This window comes from Ferrovum sp. PN-J185, assembly GCF_001581925.1.
In the GTDB taxonomy this organism is placed as follows: Bacteria; Pseudomonadota; Gammaproteobacteria; order Burkholderiales; family Ferrovaceae; genus PN-J185.
In genome coordinates this window covers 300,003-319,868 of the sequence record NZ_LQZA01000003.1, presented here as the reverse complement: position 1 = coordinate 319,868, position 19,866 = coordinate 300,003, and the positions used below count along the sequence as shown (strand labels likewise).

Sequence of the window (19,866 nt, the reverse complement as noted above, 5' to 3'; positions counted from 1 at the left end):
GTTCTTTAACAATCAGGAAGAAGTAAAGAAATGGGTAGATTGCATTGCTGGTGGTGCTTAAGGGTGCTGCTGGTGATGAAACAAACACATGGAGAGTATGATTTTAGATGCTTATGGAAGTAGGTGTCTGAGGTTATAGGATCAAGCGAATAAGTGCATGTGGTGGATGCCTAGGCGATTACAGGCGAAGAAAGACGTGGTAGCCTGCGAGAAGCTCCGGGGAGCTGGCAAACGAGCATTGATCCGGAGATGTCTGAATGGGGAAACCCACCCGCGAGGGTACCCATGACTGAATACATAGGTCATGAGGAGCGAACCTGCTGAACTGAAACATCTAAGTAGGCAGAGGAAAAGAAATCAACCGAGATTCCCGTAGTAGTGGCGAGCGAACCGGGAAGAGCCTGCAACATTTAGCCATTAATTTAGCGGAACGGAATGGAAAGTCCGACCATAGTGGGTGATAGTCCCGTACGCGAAGGATTAGTGGTGGAACTGGGGTTGCGACAAGTAGGGCGGGACACGTGGAATCCTGTCTGAAGATGGGGGGACCATCCTCCAAGGCTAAATACTCGTAATCGACCGATAGTGAACCAGTACCGTGAGGGAAAGGCGAAAAGAACCCCGGGAGGGGAGTGAAATAGAACCTGAAACCGCATGCATACAAACAGTGGGAGCCTCGAAAGGGGTGACTGCGTACCTTTTGTATAATGGGTCAGCGACTTACATTCTGTGGCAAGCTTAACCGAATAGGGGAGGCGTAGCGAAAGCGAGTCTGAATAGGGCGAATAGTCGCAGGGTGTAGACCCGAAACCAGATGAGCTATTCATGGCCAGGTTGAAGGCAGGGTAATACCTGTTGGAGGACCGAACCCACTAGTGTTGAAAAACTAGGGGATGAGCTGTGGATAGGGGTGAAAGGCTTAACAAATCTGGAAATAGCTGGTTCTCTCCGAAAACTATTTAGGTAGTGCCTCACGTATCACTTCTGGGGGTAGAGCACTGTTTTGGCTAGGGGGTCGTTTAGATCTACCAAACCAAGGCAAACTCCGAATACTGGAAAGTGTGAGCGTGGGAGACAGACACCGGGTGCTAACGTCCGGTGTCGAGAGGGAAACAACCCAGACCCTCAGCTAAGGTCCCCAAGACGTGGTTAAGTGGAGAACGAAGTGGGAAGGCGAAGACAGTCAGGAAGTTGGCTTAGAAGCAGCCATCCTTTAAAGAAAGCGTAATAGCTCACTGATCGAGTCGTCCTGCGCGGAAGATGTAACGGGGCTCAAACCATGCACCGAAGCTAGGGATATCAGTAATGATATGGTAGGAGAGCGTTCAGTAGGCCTGAGAAGGTGAGGTGTGAACCTTGCTGGAGGTATCTGAAGTGCGAATGCTGACATGAGTAGCGATAAAGCGGGTGAAAGGCCCGCTCGCCGAAAACCCAAGGTTTCCTGCGCAACGTTCATCGGCGCAGGGTGAGTCGGCCCCTAAGGCGAGGCTGAGAAGCGTAGCTGATGGGAAATCGGTTAATATTCCGATACCTTTGTGGAATGCGAAGGGGGGACGGAGAAGGTTAGGCAAGCCGGGTGTTGGATGTCCTGGTTTAAGCGTGTAGGCAGATCTCTTAGGTAAATCCGGGGGGTTAATGTCGAGGCGTGATGACGAGTAGTCTTAGACTATGAAGTTGCTGATACCAAGCTTCCAAGAAAAGCCTCTAAGCGATAGTTTCACGAAGACCGTACCGCAAACCGACACAGGTGGGTAGGATGAGAATTCTAAGGCGCTTGAGAGAACTCGGGTGAAGGAACTCGGCAAATTAGCACCGTAACTTCGGGATAAGGTGCGCCCCGATGATGTGAAGGTCCTTGCGACTGGAGCAGTAAGGGGTTGCAGTGAAATGGTGGCTGCGACTGTTTAATAAAAACACAGCACTCTGCAAACACGAAAGTGGACGTATAGGGTGTGACGCCTGCCCGGTGCTGGAAGGTTAAGTGATGGGGTGCAAGCTCTTGATCGAAGCCCCAGTAAACGGCGGCCGTAACTATAACGGTCCTAAGGTAGCGAAATTCCTTGTCGGGTAAGTTCCGACCCGCACGAATGGCGTAACGATGGCCACACTGTCTCCACCCGAGACTCAGCGAAGTTGAAGTGTTTGTGAAGATGCAATCTCCCCGCTGCTAGACGGAAAGACCCCATGCACCTTTACTGTAGCTTTACATTGGACTTTGATGAGATTTGTGTAGGATAGGTGGGAGGCGTTGAGAGCATGCCGCTAGGTGTGCTGGAGCCGACCTTGAAATACCACCCTGATGTTATTGAGGTTCTAACCTAGGTCCATTAACTGGATCGGGGACCGTGTATGGTAGGCAGTTTGACTGGGGCGGTCTCCTCCCAAAGAGTAACGGAGGAGTGCGAAGGTATCCTAGGTACGGTCGGACATCGTACTGATAGTGCAATGGCATAAGGATGCTTAACTGCGAGACTGACAAGTCGAGCAGGTGCGAAAGCAGGTCATAGTGATCCGGTGGTTCTGAATGGAAGGGCCATCGCTCAACGGATAAAAGGTACGCTGGGGATAACAGGCTGATTCCTCCCAAGAGTTCATATCGACGGGGGAGTTTGGCACCTCGATGTCGGCTCATCACATCCTGGGGCTGTAGCCGGTCCCAAGGGTATGGCTGTTCGCCATTTAAAGTGGTACGTGAGCTGGGTTTAAAACGTCGTGAGACAGTTTGGTCCCTATCTGCAGTGGGCGTTGGAAGTTTGACGGGGGGCTGCTCCTAGTACGAGAGGACCGGAGTGGACGAACCTCTGGTGTACCGGTTATGACGCCAGTCGTATTGCCGGGTAGCTAAGTTCGGAAGAGATAACCGCTGAAAGCATCTAAGCGGGAAACTTGCCTCAAGATGAGACTTCCCTGAGGGTTTAACCCTCCTAAAGGTTCGTTCGAGACCAGGACGTTGATAGGTCGGGTGTGGAAGCGCAGTAATGTGTTAAGCTAACCGATACTAATTGACCGTGAGGCTTGATCCTATAATCACAGACATCTTCTGTGTGAATTTACCTTATATTTACTTCTTCTTGGTAGTTGAAGACACCGACTAAGCTTTGTTTGGCGGCTATAGCGTCTTGGACCCACCCCTTCCCATCTCGAACAGGGCCGTGAAACGAGACCGCGCCGATGATAGTGTGGATTGCCCATGCGAAAGTAGGTCACCGCCAGACTCCCTACTCAAAAAAACCCCTTAATCAGGGGGTTTTTTTCTATTATTTAATTAAATTATTTAATTTAGTTGATTGGGTTAACTACGTAGTGTTCCTTCTGTTGTAGGTATACAACCTCAGCAAAACCTGATGGCACAATATCTGACTCTTTTACGTCATACAAGTCATGGTAATCTCGTCCTTGTTCTTTTAATGAGTTGTTACATACTTCAAACTGGACATCTTCTTTTTTTAGGGCTTCAATTTTTGTTTTAATATCATCATTTGGATGATCAAGCAAAGTGACACCCTTTGCATAAAGAATAACTACTGTTTTTAAATGTCCTTTCCATTCTTTGGTGGCTTTTATTGCGTTTTCTATATTTCTTAATTTCATTCCTTGGATTTTTGGGTTATCTGTAGTTAGTGGTACTACTACTTTTAAGTTTCCATATTCTTGATGATGAATAGTTGGTTTTACGTAGTGTGATTTAGATTCTTCTGCAAACGTATTATTAGTGGTTATGGCTGATAATATTATGAAGCTCGTGATAATGGTCTTTCTAATCATTGTTATAACTCCTTATGGTTAATTAGTTTGTTGGTAAGCTGCAAATCCGTATTCTTTAAAAATAGATAATGCTTTTTGCGATTGTAAAAAATCTATCCATAATTGTGCAGCCTCGAGATGATGGCTTCCTTTAACAGTTGTCGCAGCGTAGATTGCTCGTGTATTGATTTGATCGGGTAACATTACATAATCAATTGGATTGCCGATTTTTTTTTGAAATATCGCCTCAGATTGCCATGTCACTCCTGCATCTGCCTTCTTTTCAAGCAGTGTGAGTGGTGTTTGTCGGTGATGAATATGGGTAAGGATGGTTTCACCATTGCTAACCTTGGTTTCATACACCGCTTGTTTTAACTGCTCTCCCCCTGCCTTCACCAAACTCTTTTCAATTTGTTGGGCTATCCCTTCAAATTGCGGATTGGGCATAACCAGTTTTACTCCAGGTTTTGCTAGGTCATTGAGAGAGGTAATATGTATTGGATTGCTTTTAGGTACCATAATGGCAAGGGTATTCGTTACATATGGCACAGCCTTATTATCACTGCTAAGGCCATCTTTGATAAGTTGGTTAACCCGTCGTAAGCCGGCAGCATAAACATCTGCCTGTACTTGCCAGGTCATATTGCCAACAGTTATCACCCCTTGTTGTTCGATTTGTTTGTATAGTAATCCCGGTGGTAGGGTTTCATAATAAATTTTTCCATCAAACTCTGGATGTTCTTTAACAAACTCTTCTACCAAGGGAGCCATAACAAAAAAGTAATTGCCTCCTAAAAATATGTTGAGTTCTGAATGAAATGGGTCACCATGAATATCAGGTAGGTTATCTACTTCAGGTACAGTTATCTCAAGTCCTCTTTGCTTAACTGGATTGTTCTTGCCATGACTCCAGGGTGGATAAAAGTTATCTTCTGCATAAGTATTGGCACTAATTAAACATAATGAAACAACGACTGTGAAAAGGCGTTGTCTTTTATTTTTTGTCATTTTGTTTTTCAATTGAGCTAATGTGCTGTTCATAATTGATATCCTTAACGAATACTAATAACGAGAGTCTTGTGGTTTACCACCTTGCGGCCAATCTTTGGTTTTTTTAGCGAAATCTGGGCGAGCTTGATGGGTGAAATACTGGGCTACATCAACGGCATCTTGATCAGATAACCCACCTTGTCCCAACGGAAAGTTCATGTTGTTTGAGATAGGCATATCATGTTTTACAAACGCTGCTGCCGTATAGGTTCGACTCATCCCTGCGCCAATATTAAATGATCTTGCCCCCCACACTGGCGGGAAATAGTAATGACCATCTTTGGCTTTTAATCCAGCACCATCCTTACCGTGACAAATAGCGCATTTCTCCTGGTAGACAGTTTTACCATGGGTTTCATTGGCAATGACTGCGTACATTTTTTTACCTACCCCTCTACCTGGTATTGCTGCTTTGGGAGCCACAGGAGATTTCATGGCATCTATAAAAGCGACCATGGCATTTATTTCCACAGAGTTTTTATCTAAGGGTTTTCCGTTCATTGAGCGTTGCATACAACCATTTAATCGATCCTTAAAGTCAATTACCTTTCCCGCGCGTGGTCTGTAACTTGGAAATACGGAGGTTAATCCTACATAGGGTCCTGCCAACTCCACTGTTCCAGCATTCAAATGACAACTGGTACAGTTAAGATCATTGCCTACATGATTGGGTAGCAGCTGTGCGGTATGAAGCATAATCGACATCCCTTGAATTAACTGACTACTATTAGGACGATCTAGCATGTCAGCAAAACGTGGGGTATTAAATTTTCCTGGTAGGGTATTACTAAGATTTAATTGTTGACGAATTGTGGCTACCTCTTCTTCACGAATAACTTGTGCATGATTTCCCCATTGTGTTCTGATAAATGTCAAAATTTCAGCTATCTCTTTGTTGCTCAATTGTTGAAATGCTGGCATGGCAAAACCACTTTCATAGGTATGGGTTTTAGGCGCGTAGGATCCTGTTAATAAAACATGAATCAAGGAGGTGGTATTGTCAGATAAAAGAGAGGTATTATTCTTAAGCGTGGGAAAATAATGCGTAACTCCTTGCCCGTCTTCCTGATGGCAGGTTGAGCAGAATTGGATATATCCTAATCCTCCTCGTGTGTGATAAAGCGCTTTCTCGTCACTCTTCGTTGTAGTTGAAAAGCTGAATGTGCTGGCTGGGGTAAGGCTTACTAAATAATCACCGATTGCTGCGAGATCATTGTCAGATAAATATTGAGTACTATGGTGTACAACTTCAGACATTGTGCCATAGGCTGTGCCATATGAATTTTGGCCAGTTTTTAAGAACTCTGCGAATTGGTTACTGTTCCAATGATTTTTTAAATTTACCGCATGCCAATTTTCAATGGTATTACCAGAGAGATAAAAACGGCCGGTTTTACCCATTGCGGATAGGGTTTTTTCTTCCATGCCATAACCCCTTGGCGTATGGCAGGAGCCACAGTGACCTAAACCTTGTACAAGATAAGCACCCCGATTCCACTGGCTCGATTGAGTGCTGTCATTTTGATAAATACCTTTATTTAAAAAGAATTGGTTCCATACAGCAATACCTGCTCGAATATTAAACGGAAAATGTAATTGATTCTGTTTTTCTTCAGCATGAATTGGTTTAACTCCTTTCATAAAATAGGCATAGAGAGCCTGCATATCCTCATCAGTGATTTTGGCAAAGCTCGTATAGGGCATTGCGGGATACAAATGCTCTCCATCAGGAGTAATTCCTTCTCTTAAGGCTTTAGCAAAATCTTGGTAAGTATATTTACCAATCCCCGTTTCAGGGTCAGGGGTGATATTGGTGGAATAGAGTCGTCCAAAAGGAGTGCTAAATGCGACTCCCCCCGCCATGGGTTGATCGTCATGGCTTGTGTGACATGCTACACAATCGCCTATCCGAGCAAGGTAGGCTCCTTTATCAATTAAATTGTTACTATCAACTGAATTTGCTGCAGAGCACGTGGCGCTAGTGAGTAAACCAAACAATAAAGTGAAACAGATAAATTGTAGTCGGTGTGTCATTGCAAGCTCTCTCCTAAGTTTATTTTTTTATGTTTTTTTCTATTAAACCTGATTTTTTAATTTGATTAATTAATTATTTATCGATATTGTATTAATTAAATTAATGCATTAAAGGTGTTCAGTGAAGTTAACCTTACGGCAATTACAATTGTTTTTGGCAGTATCGCGTACCCAGAGTGCAACAAAAGCGGCTGAACAGGTGGCTTTATCGCAGTCTGCCGTTAGTATTGCCATTAGTGAATTAGAAAGACATGTTGGGGCTGTTTTATTTGATCGAGTTGGTCGTAAATTAGTATTGAATAACAATGGCCGTTTGTTTTTGCCACGTGTACAGACTTTAATGGCTCAATTAGAGGATTTAACTTATCTTTTTAAGGATAAAAATTCGTTCTCTTTGTGCCTTGGCGCAAGCTTAACTATTGGTAATTATTTACTGCCACGATTTCTTGCTCAATATTGGAAGAAAAACAATATCGTACTGGGAGATAGCGCACCACAGGCGCAAATAATGATAGATAGCACGCTTAGAATTGTTGATAAAGTAGTTAATTTTGAAGTGGATTGTGGTTTGGTTGAAGGCGTATCACATCGCACAGATTTAAATATAATTCCTTGGATGACAGATCAATTATTGTTGGTGTGCTCTCCCCACCACCCGATTGTTAAAGGGATTAACGCACGTAAAAAGATTTCATGTTCACGATTAAGTGATACCAATTGGTTAATTCGTGAACAAGGTTCTGGAACGCGAGAAATTCTTGAGCAAAATTTATTTCCTCATCTCAAAATGATTCGTAGCAGCCTTGAATTTAGCGATCATGAAGCGATAAAACATGCCGCTGCAGAAGGGTTGGGTGTCGCCTGTTTATCGCGTTTTGTGGTTGAGGATATGCTGCGCTCAGGTCAACTCATTGAGTTGAATGCGGATATTCCTCAGTTACAGCGCTATTTTTATATTTTACTCAATCGACATCGCACGGTGACTCCAGCTACTGAGAGACTACTTGAGTTTTTAGTTCGCTCAGGTGAGCAGTCGTTAAAACAAAACTAAACAAGCAATAATTACAAACTATATTGAGACAATTCGATGGTGTAGTGTCTTTCATCAACACACGTTAATGTCGCGAGACCACCTATTGGGAGTGTGTATTTATCGCGCACATGACCAAAGGGGAAATTTTCTATAATGGGTATGGATAATTTGTTTCTTAAATAATGAATGACTTGCGTGAGAGAATAATTGGTGGCTGAACGATCTGTGGCGACACAATGATTAAATTGGCATAGTAATAGAGCGCTTTGTTTTTGTAGGATCCCTGCATGATAGAGTTGCATAAGCATACGTTCAATTTTATAGGGCTCTTCATTGACCTCTTCAATGAATAAAATCCCTCCTTCAATAGCAGGTAAATAAGGGGTACCCGTCAAATGACTGAGAATAGATAAGTTACCTCCCCACAGTATTCCCTGTAATGGACGAGGAAGATAGTTGAGCGTTTTTTCATGATCAGATAGAGCGTTCTTGTTTTCAAGAAATGGGATACGTTGACTGATAAAATGTGTTGAGGTTAATAAAGGTTCGAACACTGACTCAAGGTAGGGGCTCAGGTTGTCATGCCCCATGTCAGGTACTAACATGGGCCCCTGAAAACTGACATAACGGGCTTTGGCGAGTAGTGCTAAATTGAGTGCCGTTACATCGCTAAAGCCAATGATTGGTTTTTGTGACTGAGCGATGAGTTCATAGTCGATATGCTCTAGAAGCCTTGTTAAACCGTAGCCACCGCGTGCAGCAATAATGGCTTGTACTTTATTATCTGATACCAATGAATGCAAATCCGCTAAGCGTTCTGTATCAGTTCCAGAGAAATACTCGCTTTGTCCTCGTGTATGAGAGCTTTCAATAAGACTAAAACCACGCTTAATGAGATAGTCTTTTGCTTGATCTAATCTATGAAGATCTGCAATAAAGCCAGACGGTGCACACACACCAAAGGTGGCATGTGTGCTAATACGCTTGGGAAGACGTCGGTTCATTATACTCGTGATGATTGAGCATCAACCACAGCTAAAGCCGTCATATTAATAATGCGACGCACCGTTGCTGTTGGCGTAAGGATATGCGCTGGTGCATTAATACCCAACAGTATAGGACCAACCGTGACATTGTCCCCAATCACGCGTACCAAGTTGTAGGCGATATTGGCCGCATCAAGCGTTGGCATAACCAACAAATTGGCTCTACCAGTTAGTTTTGATCCAGGCATGACATTATGACGAATCTCATCGGACATAGCAGCATCAGCATGCATTTCACCATCTATTTCCAGTTTAGGTAGACGTTGTCTGATGATTTCTAAAGCCTCACGCATCTTGATTGCAGACTCTGTGTCATAACTACCAAAGGAGGAATGCGACAGCATGGCAACACGTGGGACAATACCAAAACGTTGTACTTCCTCTGCGGCAAGACTGACAATGTCCGCTAATTCATATGCAGTGGGATTAGGGTTGACGTAGGTGTCACAAACAAAGAAAGTCCCTTTGGGGTTTAACAACATATTCATGGCTGCTGCAGTGGAAACCTCTTTTTTTAAGCCCAACACATTCTGAACATAATAAAGATGCTCTGCATAGCGACCAATACAGCCGCAAATTAACCCATCCGCTTCCCCTCTCTTAACCATTAAAGCCGAAGTTAGTGTGGGTTCACGATAGACCTCATGTTTGGCTAGATTGGGCGTTACCCCTTTGCGTTCCATCATCTGATGATAGAGTTGCCAGTACTCTCGATAACGAGGATCTGAATTGATGTTAACCATTTCAAAATCTTTGTTTTCAGTTAAACGCAAACCAAGGCGCTCAATACGCATACTAATCACTTCTGGACGGCCAACTAAAATTGGTCGAGCTAGACGTTCGTCACAAATGGTTTGTACAGCTTGAAGAATTCGTTCATCTTCCCCCTCTGAGAAAACAATTCGTTTAGGAGAAGTCTTGGCTTTAGCGAATACAGGACGCATGACAAGATTAGAATGATAGACAAATTGATTCAAACGATCATGATAGGCTGCCATATCACTGATAGGGCTGGTTGCAACGCCGCTATCCATCGCCGCTTGGGCTACGGCAGAGGCAATTTTAACAATGAGACGTGGATCAAAGGGTTTAGGAATTAAATACTCCGCACCAAATGTGAGGTTTTGATTGCTATAGGCTTCTGCCACAATATCAGAGGGTTCAGCGCGCGCAAGACTAGCAATGGCTTGAACGGCAGCGATTTTCATGGGCTCATTAATTGTGGTAGCCCCCACGTCTAGAGCGCCGCGGAAAATGAAGGGAAAACACAATACATTATTAACTTGATTGGGGTAATCAGAACGTCCTGTTGCAACAATGGCATCATCGCGAACTGCTCGCACTTGATCGGGGTGAATTTCTGGTTCTGGGTTGGCTAGAGCTAAGATTAATGGTTTATTTGCCATTACTTTAACCATCTCAGGTTTTAATACCCCACCTGCTGATAGACCTAAAAATATATCAGCCCCACCAATCACCTCAGCCAGGGTTCTGGCACTGGTATCCTGACAATAACGCTCTTTATTGGGGTCCATTAATTCTTTACGACCAGTATAAACAACGCCAGCTAAGTCGGTTACATAAATATTATGGCGTGGTATCCCTAAGGCCACCAGCATATCAAGACACGATAAGGCGGCAGCCCCAGCCCCAGAAGTAACCAGTTTGACTTCGTTGATTTTTTTGCCAACCACTTCAAGACCATTTAATACAGCAGCACCCACAATAATAGCAGTACCGTGTTGATCATCATGGAAAACGGGGATTTTCATGCGTTCACGAAGTCGTCGCTCCACTTCAAAACATTCAGGTGCTTTGATATCTTCTAAGTTGATGCCACCAAAAGTAGGTTCGAGTGCGGCAATGGCATCTACTAATTTATCAACATTGGTTTCGTTGAGTTCAATGTCGAAACAATCAATACCGGCAAATTTTTTAAACAAAACCGCTTTCCCTTCCATTACCGGTTTGGCTGCAAGAGGTCCAATTGAGCCTAATCCAAGTACTGCTGTACCGTTTGTCACCACGCCAACTAAATTTGCTCGCGAGGTTAAATGTCTTACCTGGGAGGGATCCTCCACAATTGCTTCACAGGCAGCTGCAACGCCGGGACTGTAGGCTAGAGCTAAATCGGCTTGGGTGGTGAGTGGTTTGGTTGCGGCAATCTCAATTTTGCCTGGAGTGGGTTGGCGATGGTAATCCAGCGCATTTTTTCTTAAATCGTCAAGCATAGTATCCTCATTATTTTACAGGAGTCTATTTTTTTCCCTTCTTATGACTCCAATAGATGCTATGTTAAACTCTTATATCTATTTAGGCGAGGTACTTTTGCATGTCAGGTAATACCCTTGGACGATTATTTTGTGTTACATCTTTTGGTGAAAGTCACGGCCCAGCCATTGGCTGTGTGGTTGATGGCTGCCCACCAGGCTTGGCTTTATCTGAAGCTGATATACAAAAGGAATTAGATCGTCGTAAGCCAGGTACATCAAGGCATGTTACTCAACGCCGAGAAAGTGATGAAGTCGAGATACTCTCAGGAGTGTTTGAAGGTAAAACCACAGGGACTCCTATTGCTTTACTAATACGTAATCATGATCAACGCAGCAAAGACTATAACAACATTCAAGGCGCCTTTCGTCCAGGTCATGCGGATTATACTTATATTCAAAAGTATGGTTTACGCGATCATCGGGGCGGTGGTCGATCCTCTGCCAGGGAAACTGCCGTACGTGTTGCTGCTGGCGCCATTGCAAAAAAATGGTTGGCGGAGCGTTATGGTGTTGTTATACGGGGTTATTTGTCGCAGTTGGGGAGCACTGTTATTCCTTTTCAAGATTGGCAAGCGGTGAATCATAACCCTTTTTTTGTGGCAAATAGTGAGATTGTTCCTCAACTCGAAGAGCAAATGGATGCTTTAAGGAAATCTGGGGACTCTATTGGTGCGCGTATTAATGTAGTTGCATCACACGTTCCAGCAGGCTGGGGTGAACCAGTCTATGATCGCCTTGATGCGGAAATTGCTTATGCCATGATGAGCATTAATGCGGTTAAAGGGGTGGAAGTAGGGGCAGGTTTTGCGAGCGTCACCCAGCGTGGAACTGAGCATGGTGATGAAATGACCAGTAATGGTTTTTTAAGTAACCATGCAGGTGGTATTTTAGGTGGTATTTCAACTGGACAAGATATTTTAGTCAGTATTGGCATTAAGCCGACTTCCAGTATTAGAATTCCAAGACAAAGTATTGATCTAACGGGCCACAATCAGGAGGTGGCGACCACGGGACGTCACGATCCTTGTGTTGGGATAAGAGCAACGCCAATTGCTGAAGCGATGCTAGCTATTGTACTGATGGATCATGCTCTACGCCATCGTGGACAAAATGCTGACGTAGTGGTACCCACACCACCAATCCCCGGAGACTTATCTCTATAGGCCTGTTCGATCTTTTAAGGCTGTGTCATAATTTAAGGTCTTAATGAGGCTTTAAAAGATGAAACCAACAACCTTATATGAAAAGTTATGGCGCTCTCATGTGGTTCGTGAAGAGGCCGATGGTACTGCGTTAATTTACATTGATCGTCACTTGGTTCATGAAGTGACGAGTCCACAAGCATTTGAAGGATTAAAGCTGGCAAATCGTCCGTTGTGGAGAGTTAACTCAATTTTGGCGACGGCAGATCATAATACTCCCACGACCAATCAAGAGATTATCGCTGATCCTGTGTCACGTTTGCAGGTTGAGACTTTGGATAAAAATTGCGCAGAATACAAAATTACTGAATTTCCGATGGGAGACCATCGTCAAGGTATCGTGCACGTAATTGGTCCTGAACAAGGAGCAACCCTTCCTGGCATGACGGTGGTATGTGGTGATTCTCACACCAGCACCCATGGCGCTTTTGCAGCGTTAGCCATGGGCATTGGTACCTCTGAAGTGGAACATGTCATGGCCACCCAAACTTTAATTACCAAGCGCGCTAAAACATTGCGCGTTACAGTTGAAGGTACTTTATCCAAAGGCGTGACAGCAAAAGATGTGGCCTTGGCTATTATCGGTAAAATCGGTACCGCAGGGGGGACAGGTTTTGCTATTGAATTTGCAGGATCTTCGATCCGTTCCTTGAGCATGGAAGGACGTATGACTTTATGTAACATGGCTATTGAAGCGGGTGCCCGAGCCGGGATGGTTGCAGTGGATGACACCACGATTCAATATATAAAAGGCCGCCCCTTCGCACCGAAGGGGGAGTTGTGGGACAAAGCTGTCACTTATTGGCGCACATTAGTGAGTGATGAGGGAGCTCAATTTGACAAGGAAGTGAAATTAGAGGCTTCTCAAATAGAGCCTTTGGTTACATGGGGAACCTCTCCTGAAATGGTCGTACCTATCAATGGCCTTATTCCTGACCCTCAACTTGAATCAGATGTTACTCGTCGCGAGGGTATGGAGCGTGCCTTGCGTTATATGGACTTAACTCCTGGAAAAGCGATTACATCTATTCAAATTGATAAGGTATTTATTGGTTCATGTACCAACTCACGTATTGAAGATTTACGTGCCGCAGCGCAGGTACTAAAAGGTAAAAGAATTGCCGCCAATATTAAATTAGCTCTCGCAGTTCCTGGCTCTGGTTTGGTTAAAGCCCAAGCCGAACAAGAAGGGTTAGATGTGATATTCAAAGAAGCGGGTTTTGAGTGGCGTAATCCTGGTTGCTCAATGTGTCTTGGTATGAACGATGATCGCCTATCACCTGGAGAGCGTTGCGCATCCACCTCAAATAGAAACTTTGAAGGTCGCCAAGGTGCCTTGAGTCGCACCCATCTTGTTAGTCCTCAAATGGCTGCAGCCGCTGCTGTCGCTGGGCATTTTGCTGACGTTAGAGCGTTAATCAGTTAAGGGATAAAACGAATGCAAGCATTTACACAAGTGTCAGGAGTAGTTCTTCCGATTGATCGGTCCAATGTGGATACCGATGCCATCATTCCTAAACAGTTTTTGAAATCCATACACCGTTCAGGTTTTGGCCCACATTTATTTGACGCATGGCGCTACCTAGATGAAGGTCAACCAGGGCAGGACTGTTCTAGTCGTCCATTAAATAAAGACTTTGTAATGAATGAACCACGTTACCAAGGCGCAAGTATTTTATTGGCGCGTGATAACTTCGGTTGTGGATCCAGTCGTGAACATGCTCCTTGGGCTCTCAGCGATTATGGTATTCGTGCCTTAATAGCGCCAAGTTATGCTGATATTTTCTTTAATAATTGTTTTAAAAATGGCATCCTCCCAGTGGTCTTGGCAGAAGCAATTATTGATAAATTATTTCAGGCAGTCCTTTCAACGCCACATTATCAACTCACTGTCGATCTCAATGCTAAGCAGGTTATTACTCCTGATGGTGAGCAATTTGCTTTTGAAGTTGATGATTTTCGTCGCTACTGTCTTTTGAATGGCTTGGATGACATTGGTCTAACTCTTCGTCATGCCGATGATATAAAAGCTTATGAAGCACAACGTAAACAATCTGAACCTTGGATTTTTGGAGTAACACAGTAATGAAAATAGCACTGTTGCCGGGTGATGGTATTGGTCCTGAAATAATGGCTGAGGCCGAAAAGATAATTGATTTCTTTGTCCGTGAAGGCGAGCACATAGAAACTGAAACAGCTCTGGTTGGAGGTGCTGCGGTGGATCAGTTTGATGATCCCCTACCAGATACCACTTTACAGCTGTGTCTTGCAGCTGATGCAGTACTATTTGGATCTATTGGTGGGCCCCAGTACGATACCTTGCCTCGCCCCAAGCGACCTGAGAGAGGATTGTTACGTTTACGTAAAGCCATGGACCTCTTCGCTAACCTCCGACCTGCCCGAGTATATGAAGCATTAGCTGACTCTTCAACCTTGAAAAAAGAAGTGGTGGCAGGTCTTGATATTATGATAGTACGAGAACTTACTGGTGATATCTACTTTGGTGAACCACGGGGTATTCATATTAATGACCAAGGGTTACGTTGTGGTGTTAATACCATGACCTATGATGAGAATGAAATTAAGCGTGTGGCGCATTGGGGTTTCCAGGCCGCGCAAAAAAGACATGGTTCGTTATGTTCAGTTGATAAAATGAATGTATTGGAAACAACACAATTATGGCGTGATGTCGTGATTGAAGTATCTCGTGATTATCCTGATGTGAAACTAACGCACATGTTGGTTGATAATGCGGCGATGCAGTTAATTCGCAATCCGCAACAGTTTGATGTCATCGTTACAGGTAATCTATTTGGCGATATTCTCTCAGATGAGGCCTCCATGTTAACAGGCTCAATAGGGTTATTACCCTCTGCGTCATTGAACCAGTCTGGACAAGGTTTATTTGAGCCTATTCATGGTAGTGCGCCGGATATAGCTGGGCGTGGAATAGCTAACCCCTTAGCTCAAATCTTATCCCTAGCTATGATGTTTCGTTATTCATTAAAACGAATAGACTTGGCTGATCGTATCGAGAGTGCCGTTGAGAAAGTGATTAACCAAGGAATTCGTACGCAAGACATTGTCCGCCCTGGTGAGAGCGCTGTGTCAACAAGTGCCATGGGTGACGCAGTGCTTTCAGCGCTGGCGTAATAAAGGTTAAGGAGAGTGGCGGTTATGTTAACGGTTGGATTTGTTGGATGGCGTGGAATGGTGGGGTCTGTGCTCTTAGAGCGCATGAGAGCAGAACAAGACTTTGATCATATAGAACCAGTTTTTTTTACCACTTCACAAGTGGGTTCATTGGGTCCTAGCGTGGGTTCACACGCAGCTAAACCGCTATTAAGTGCTCAAAGTCTGGATGATTTGGCGCAAATGGATGTAATTATTTCCTGCCAAGGTGGTGATTATACCGAGGCCACGCATGCACCATTAAGGCAACGTGGGTGGCAAGGGTATTGGATTGATGCAGCTTCCACTTTACGCATGAAGGAACACGCCATTATTATTCTCGATCCTGTTAACAGACAGGTGATAGATAACGCTTTAAATAAAGGTATTAGAGATTTTGTTGGTGGTAACTGTACTGTAAGTCTCATGCTTATGGCTTTAGGGGGCTTATTTAAAGCCAATTTAGTCGAGTGGGTATCTGCTATGACCTATCAAGCAGCTTCTGGTGCAGGGGCGCAAAATATGCGTGAATTATTGGCGCAAATGGGTGTATTACACCAATCTGTGTCTGAGTTACTTAACGATCCATCTTCCGCTATTCTTGATATTGATCGTCGCGTCAGTGAAACGCTTCGCTCACAGAGCATGCCTACTGAAAATTTTAGGCATGTTCCACTAGCCGGTAGTTTGATCCCATGGATTGATAAGGCAGTTGATAATGGTCAGAGTAAGGAGGAATGGAAGGGTGGTGCTGAATGCAATAAAATTTTAGGATTGCCACCGTTTAGATCGCCTGGATCAATTCCTGTTGATGGTTTATGTGTCAGGGTTGGAGCCATGCGTTGCCATTCTCAAGGTTTAACGATTAAATTGAAAAAAAATGTGCCACTAGATGAGATTGAGGCGCTGATTGCTAAAGCCAATGAGTGGGTAAAGGTCATTCCAAATGACAGAGAACTTAGTGAACAACAACTCACGCCAGCAGCAGTATCGGGTACTTTATCGGTACCAATTGGTCGATTACATAAATTGGCTATGGGTGATGATTATTTAGGTGCTTTCACCGTAGGTGACCAATTACTCTGGGGTGCTGCAGAGCCACTACGTAGAATGCTCAATATTGTGGTTAATCAATAATGCTATTCAATATTGATGACGTACCAAACTGGTTGAAAGACGATCAAGGTCATTCTTGGTTACGACTACTTAATGATTGGGGTTACTATCATCCAAGTGAACTCATTGTTGGCGGATTTATTGGCTTTTTATTTACAATGGGAATTATTGTGGTGTGGCGTATAGGTAAGTTAAGACCTGCAGCTCCTCCTAATCTATGGAATGACGATTCGCTTTTTGAAAAAACACTAGGCCTCACCAGAGAAGAGCTAGCAGAAGTAGGTCTACCTTTGGCTGGCAAGCTGATAGCGCTAGAAGAAGACGTTATCATCGCGCCCACTTATGACGCTATTAACGAGAGTCAAACAAACAAAAAACAGCCATCTCTACCTCAATCAATAACCGGCCTCACTTTGCAAGAGTGCCTATTGATTGCGCAATTTTGTTCTTGGCGTGATGATAGTTTAGGGGTTCGTATGGCCATTAAACGGGTTATGACGGAAGGTGATGACCAACAGAAAAAAATGGCGCTAACGATACTTGAAACCATCAATCAGACAACTTCATGAGAATCGCCTTAGGCGTTGAATATGATGGCAGTCGATTTTGTGGTTGGCAAAAGCAACCTCATTTGCGTTCTGTACAAGCAACACTAAATAAAGCATTGAGTACTATTGCAGGAGAAGAGATCAACACAGTCTGTGCCGGTCGAACTGATGCAGAAGTTCATGCTTTAGGTCAGGTTATTCATTTTGATACCAATGCTATACGCCCTCATCAAGCTTGGGTACGTGGGGTTAATAGTTTATTACCACGAGATGTGTGCGTATTATGGGCAAAAGAGGTTGATGAGCTATTTCATGCACGATTTAGTGCTTTGTCCCGCACTTATCACTATTGGTTGTACTCACATCCAATTCGCCCAGCGTTAGCCTATCCCTATCTAGGTTGGACTCACATGCCGTTAAATCTCAACGCCATAGAACAGGCTATGCATTCCCTTTTGGGCGAACAGGATTTTAGTGCTTTTAGAAGTAGTGAATGTCAAGCTAAGTCCCCTATTAAGATTATGTATGAGGCGCAGATAATACCTCGTGGGGCATTGATTCAACTTGTTTTTAGAGCCAATGCATTTTTACATCATATGGTACGTAATATGGTGGGGGCATTAGTTTATATAGGGCAAGGTCGTGAGAATGTGCAATGGGTAAAATACCTCTTAGAACAGAAAAACAGGACGCTTGCCGCCCCCACTTTTGCACCACATGGTTTATATTTGAGCAAGATAGAATACAGTGAGAGTTGGCAAATACCAGACAGTCATGGACGCCCTCATTTTTTTATATAAAAGCGACTTAAGGAAAGCTTATGCGAGTTAAAATTTGCGGTATTACAAGCATTGAGCAAGCGCTAGCCATAGCCAAGCTAGGGGCGGATGCAATAGGATTGGTCTTTTATGAAAAAAGTCCTCGATATGTCACTATTGCCACTGCGCAGGCTATTGTCGCTGCGCTCCCTCCTTTTGTAAGCAGTGTGGGCTTGTTCGTTAATCACGATAAAGACACGGTAGAGGATGTTCTGCAACAGATCCCACTTGATTACTTACAATTTCATGGCGATGAGCCTCCTGAGTTTTGTGGGCAATTTAATCGTCCCTATATTAAGGCTGTACGAGTCAAAGAGGGGATTGATTTGGTACAATATGCAGTTGAGTTTAAAAAAGCCAAAGCGTTGTTGGTTGACGCTTACTTAGATGGGATACCTGGTGGCACTGGTAAAACCTTTGATTGGCGCTTAATACCCCAAGAACTACCTTTGCCGGTTATTCTATCGGGTGGTCTTACGCCAAACAATGTTAAGGAAGCCATCAAGGCAGTGATGCCATGGGCTGTAGATGTAAGTAGTGGTGTGGAACAAAGTCCAGGAATAAAAGACATAGATAAATGCCACGCATTTATTCAAGGAGCGCGATGATGAAGCCGTATGATATGCCAAGTAGTGATGGTCATTTTGGACCTTATGGGGGAACATTTGTTTCGGAAACCCTTATTGCTGCTATTGAAAATTTAAAAAAAGAATACTTATTTGTTCGTGATGATCCTGCATTTCAGCAGGAATTAGCTTACGAATTAAAACATTATGTGGGTCGTCCAAGCCCTATTTATCATGCCAAACGCTTGTCTGATAGTTTGGGTGGGGCGCAGATTTATTTAAAACGTGAAGATTTAAACCACACAGGTGCCCATAAAATTAACAATACGGTGGGTCAGGCCATGTTGGCGAAACGCATGGGTAAACCTCGCGTCATTGCTGAAACTGGCGCAGGCCAACATGGTGTGGCAACGGCGACGGTTGCTGCGCGCTATGGTATGGAATGTGTGGTGTATATGGGCGCTGAAGATGTTAAAAGACAAGCCCAAAATGTATACCGCATGAAGTTACTGGGTGCTGAGGTAGTTCCAGTGACAAGTGGTTCTAAAACCCTTAAAGACGCTTTAAATGAAGCCATGCGTGACTGGGTCACTAATGTTCATAATACATTTTACATTATTGGTACTGTTGCAGGACCTCATCCTTACCCCATGATGGTACGTGATTTTAATTCTGTAGTAGGACGCGAGTGCCTTGTACAAATGCCTGATATGATCGGTCGTCATCCTGATGCAGTACTGGCGTGTGTTGGTGGTGGTTCTAATGCAATGGGTATTTTTTATCCCTACATCAATGAAACGGATGTTCAGTTAATTGGTGTGGAAGCAGGTGGTGAAGGTATTGCTTCAGGACGTCATTCCGCCTCATTGTCTGCAGGAAGTCCAGGCGTGTTACATGGTAACCGCACTTATCTATTGCAAGATGATAATGGTCAGATTATTGAAACTCACTCCATTTCTGCTGGGCTAGATTATCCAGGGGTTGGGCCTGAGCATGCTTGGCTTAAAGACTCCGGAAGGGCGCAGTATGTTGCCATTAATGATGATGAAGCACTTAAGTCTTTTCATACTTTATGCCGTCTTGAAGGAATTATTCCTGCACTTGAATCAAGTCATGCACTGGCTCATGCCATTAAAATTGCTCCGACGCTACCTAAAGACAAAGTACTATTGATTAATTTGTCTGGTCGTGGTGATAAGGACATGGCAACCGTTGCTGAACAAAGTGGCATTACTCTTTAAATGATAAGAACATAGGACTGAGAT

The 19,866-nt window shown here is 43.9% G+C and carries 15 protein-coding genes and 2 rRNA genes; 12 read left to right on the top strand and 5 right to left on the bottom strand.

Annotated elements, in window-relative coordinates; genetic code table 11:
- Positions 1-139 precede the first annotated feature (139 nt).
- Together FV185_RS07700 and rrf are read left to right on the top strand one after the other, a co-directional pair.
- Positions 140-3,023, top strand: a 23S ribosomal RNA gene (locus tag FV185_RS07700).
- Positions 3,024-3,101: 78 nt separating this feature from the next.
- A 5S ribosomal RNA gene (gene rrf, locus FV185_RS07695) occupies positions 3,102-3,215 on the top strand.
- A 64-nt stretch (positions 3,216-3,279) separates the two neighbouring features.
- Here the strand turns inward: rrf and FV185_RS07690 are convergent.
- From FV185_RS07690 to FV185_RS07680, 3 genes are read right to left on the bottom strand one after another with little or no spacing between them, the layout of a single operon-like run.
- Positions 3,280-3,765: a DsrE family protein gene (locus FV185_RS07690; protein WP_067495932.1), complete on the bottom strand. Its 486-nt coding sequence runs from the start codon at positions 3,763-3,765 to the stop codon at positions 3,280-3,282.
- A gap of 18 nt (positions 3,766-3,783) precedes the next feature.
- Positions 3,784-4,785 (bottom strand): molybdate ABC transporter substrate-binding protein, encoded by a 1,002-nt coding sequence (locus tag FV185_RS07685; protein ID WP_197457825.1) that lies wholly within the window; start codon positions 4,783-4,785, stop codon positions 3,784-3,786.
- 21 nt (positions 4,786-4,806) lie between these two features.
- Positions 4,807-6,828, bottom strand: a complete 2,022-nt coding sequence (locus tag FV185_RS07680; RefSeq protein WP_067495929.1) for a c-type cytochrome — start codon at positions 6,826-6,828, stop codon at positions 4,807-4,809.
- A gap of 121 nt (positions 6,829-6,949) precedes the next feature.
- Between FV185_RS07680 and FV185_RS07675 the strand changes: the two genes are divergently transcribed.
- The gene (locus FV185_RS07675; RefSeq protein ID WP_067495927.1) at positions 6,950-7,879 is read left to right on the top strand and encodes a LysR substrate-binding domain-containing protein; all 930 of its coding nucleotides are present in this window, start codon (positions 6,950-6,952) and stop codon (positions 7,877-7,879) included.
- 11 nt (positions 7,880-7,890) lie between these two features.
- Here the strand turns inward: FV185_RS07675 and FV185_RS07670 are convergent, their stop codons facing one another.
- Both FV185_RS07670 and FV185_RS07665 read right to left on the bottom strand, forming a co-directional pair.
- Positions 7,891-8,865, bottom strand: a complete 975-nt coding sequence (locus FV185_RS07670) for a S66 peptidase family protein (protein WP_067495924.1) — start codon at positions 8,863-8,865, stop codon at positions 7,891-7,893.
- Entirely contained in the window at positions 8,865-11,138 is a 2,274-nt protein-coding gene (locus FV185_RS07665; protein ID WP_067495920.1) for an NADP-dependent malic enzyme, read from the bottom strand. Before FV185_RS07665 ends, FV185_RS07670 begins: the two co-directional genes overlap by 1 nt.
- 101 nt (positions 11,139-11,239) lie before the next feature.
- On the opposite strand from FV185_RS07665, the gene aroC reads away from it, so the two are divergent.
- Genes aroC through trpB form a run of 9 tightly spaced genes read left to right on the top strand, consistent with a single transcriptional unit; the run spans position 11,240 to position 19,842 of the window.
- On the top strand, positions 11,240-12,343 hold the full coding sequence (gene aroC, locus FV185_RS07660) for a chorismate synthase (RefSeq protein WP_067495917.1): 1,104 nt from the start codon (positions 11,240-11,242) through the stop codon (positions 12,341-12,343).
- Positions 12,344-12,401: 58 nt separating this feature from the next.
- Positions 12,402-13,808, top strand: a complete 1,407-nt coding sequence (leuC, locus tag FV185_RS07655; protein WP_067495914.1) for a 3-isopropylmalate dehydratase large subunit — start codon at positions 12,402-12,404, stop codon at positions 13,806-13,808.
- Between the two features lie 12 nt (positions 13,809-13,820).
- Complete coding sequence (gene leuD, locus FV185_RS07650) at positions 13,821-14,468, top strand: 3-isopropylmalate dehydratase small subunit (protein WP_067495911.1); 648 nt, start codon at positions 13,821-13,823, stop codon at positions 14,466-14,468.
- Entirely contained in the window at positions 14,468-15,535 is a 1,068-nt protein-coding gene (gene leuB / locus FV185_RS07645; protein WP_067495908.1) for a 3-isopropylmalate dehydrogenase, read from the top strand. Before leuD ends, leuB begins: the two co-directional genes overlap by 1 nt.
- Positions 15,536-15,559: 24 nt before the next feature.
- Positions 15,560-16,690 carry an aspartate-semialdehyde dehydrogenase gene (asd, locus tag FV185_RS07640; protein WP_067495904.1) on the top strand — a complete coding sequence of 377 codons (1,131 nt, stop codon included), beginning with the start codon at positions 15,560-15,562 and terminating at the stop codon, positions 16,688-16,690.
- The gene (locus FV185_RS07635) at positions 16,690-17,238 is read left to right on the top strand and encodes a hypothetical protein (protein ID WP_067495901.1); all 549 of its coding nucleotides are present in this window, start codon (positions 16,690-16,692) and stop codon (positions 17,236-17,238) included. The genes asd and FV185_RS07635 overlap by 1 nt, the downstream gene beginning before the upstream one ends.
- A complete protein-coding gene (gene truA, locus FV185_RS07630; RefSeq protein WP_067495898.1) occupies positions 17,235-18,017 on the top strand; it encodes a tRNA pseudouridine(38-40) synthase TruA in 783 nt (260 codons plus the stop codon). The genes FV185_RS07635 and truA overlap by 4 nt, the downstream gene beginning before the upstream one ends.
- Before the next feature lie 20 nt (positions 18,018-18,037).
- Entirely contained in the window at positions 18,038-18,643 is a 606-nt protein-coding gene (locus FV185_RS07625; RefSeq protein ID WP_067495895.1) for a phosphoribosylanthranilate isomerase, read from the top strand.
- Entirely contained in the window at positions 18,643-19,842 is a 1,200-nt protein-coding gene (gene trpB, locus FV185_RS07620; RefSeq protein WP_156474210.1) for a tryptophan synthase subunit beta, read from the top strand. Before FV185_RS07625 ends, trpB begins: the two co-directional genes overlap by 1 nt.
- The last annotated feature ends 24 nt before the right edge of the window (positions 19,843-19,866 follow it).

Coding starts and splice junctions, on each gene's coding strand:
- FV185_RS07690 (WP_067495932.1), bottom strand. CDS start 3,765: ATGATTAGAAAGACCATTATCACGAGCTTCATAATATTATCAGCCATA.
- FV185_RS07685 (WP_197457825.1), bottom strand. CDS start 4,785: ATGAACAGCACATTAGCTCAATTGAAAAACAAAATGACAAAAAATAAA.
- FV185_RS07680 (WP_067495929.1), bottom strand. CDS start 6,828: ATGACACACCGACTACAATTTATCTGTTTCACTTTATTGTTTGGTTTA.
- FV185_RS07670 (WP_067495924.1), bottom strand. CDS start 8,865: ATGAACCGACGTCTTCCCAAGCGTATTAGCACACATGCCACCTTTGGT.
- FV185_RS07665 (WP_067495920.1), bottom strand. CDS start 11,138: ATGCTTGACGATTTAAGAAAAAATGCGCTGGATTACCATCGCCAACCC.
- aroC (WP_067495917.1), top strand. CDS start 11,240: ATGTCAGGTAATACCCTTGGACGATTATTTTGTGTTACATCTTTTGGT.
- leuC (WP_067495914.1), top strand. CDS start 12,402: ATGAAACCAACAACCTTATATGAAAAGTTATGGCGCTCTCATGTGGTT.
- leuD (WP_067495911.1), top strand. CDS start 13,821: ATGCAAGCATTTACACAAGTGTCAGGAGTAGTTCTTCCGATTGATCGG.
- leuB (WP_067495908.1), top strand. CDS start 14,468: ATGAAAATAGCACTGTTGCCGGGTGATGGTATTGGTCCTGAAATAATG.
- asd (WP_067495904.1), top strand. CDS start 15,560: ATGTTAACGGTTGGATTTGTTGGATGGCGTGGAATGGTGGGGTCTGTG.
- FV185_RS07635 (WP_067495901.1), top strand. CDS start 16,690: ATGCTATTCAATATTGATGACGTACCAAACTGGTTGAAAGACGATCAA.
- truA (WP_067495898.1), top strand. CDS start 17,235: ATGAGAATCGCCTTAGGCGTTGAATATGATGGCAGTCGATTTTGTGGT.
- FV185_RS07625 (WP_067495895.1), top strand. CDS start 18,038: ATGCGAGTTAAAATTTGCGGTATTACAAGCATTGAGCAAGCGCTAGCC.
- trpB (WP_156474210.1), top strand. CDS start 18,643: ATGAAGCCGTATGATATGCCAAGTAGTGATGGTCATTTTGGACCTTAT.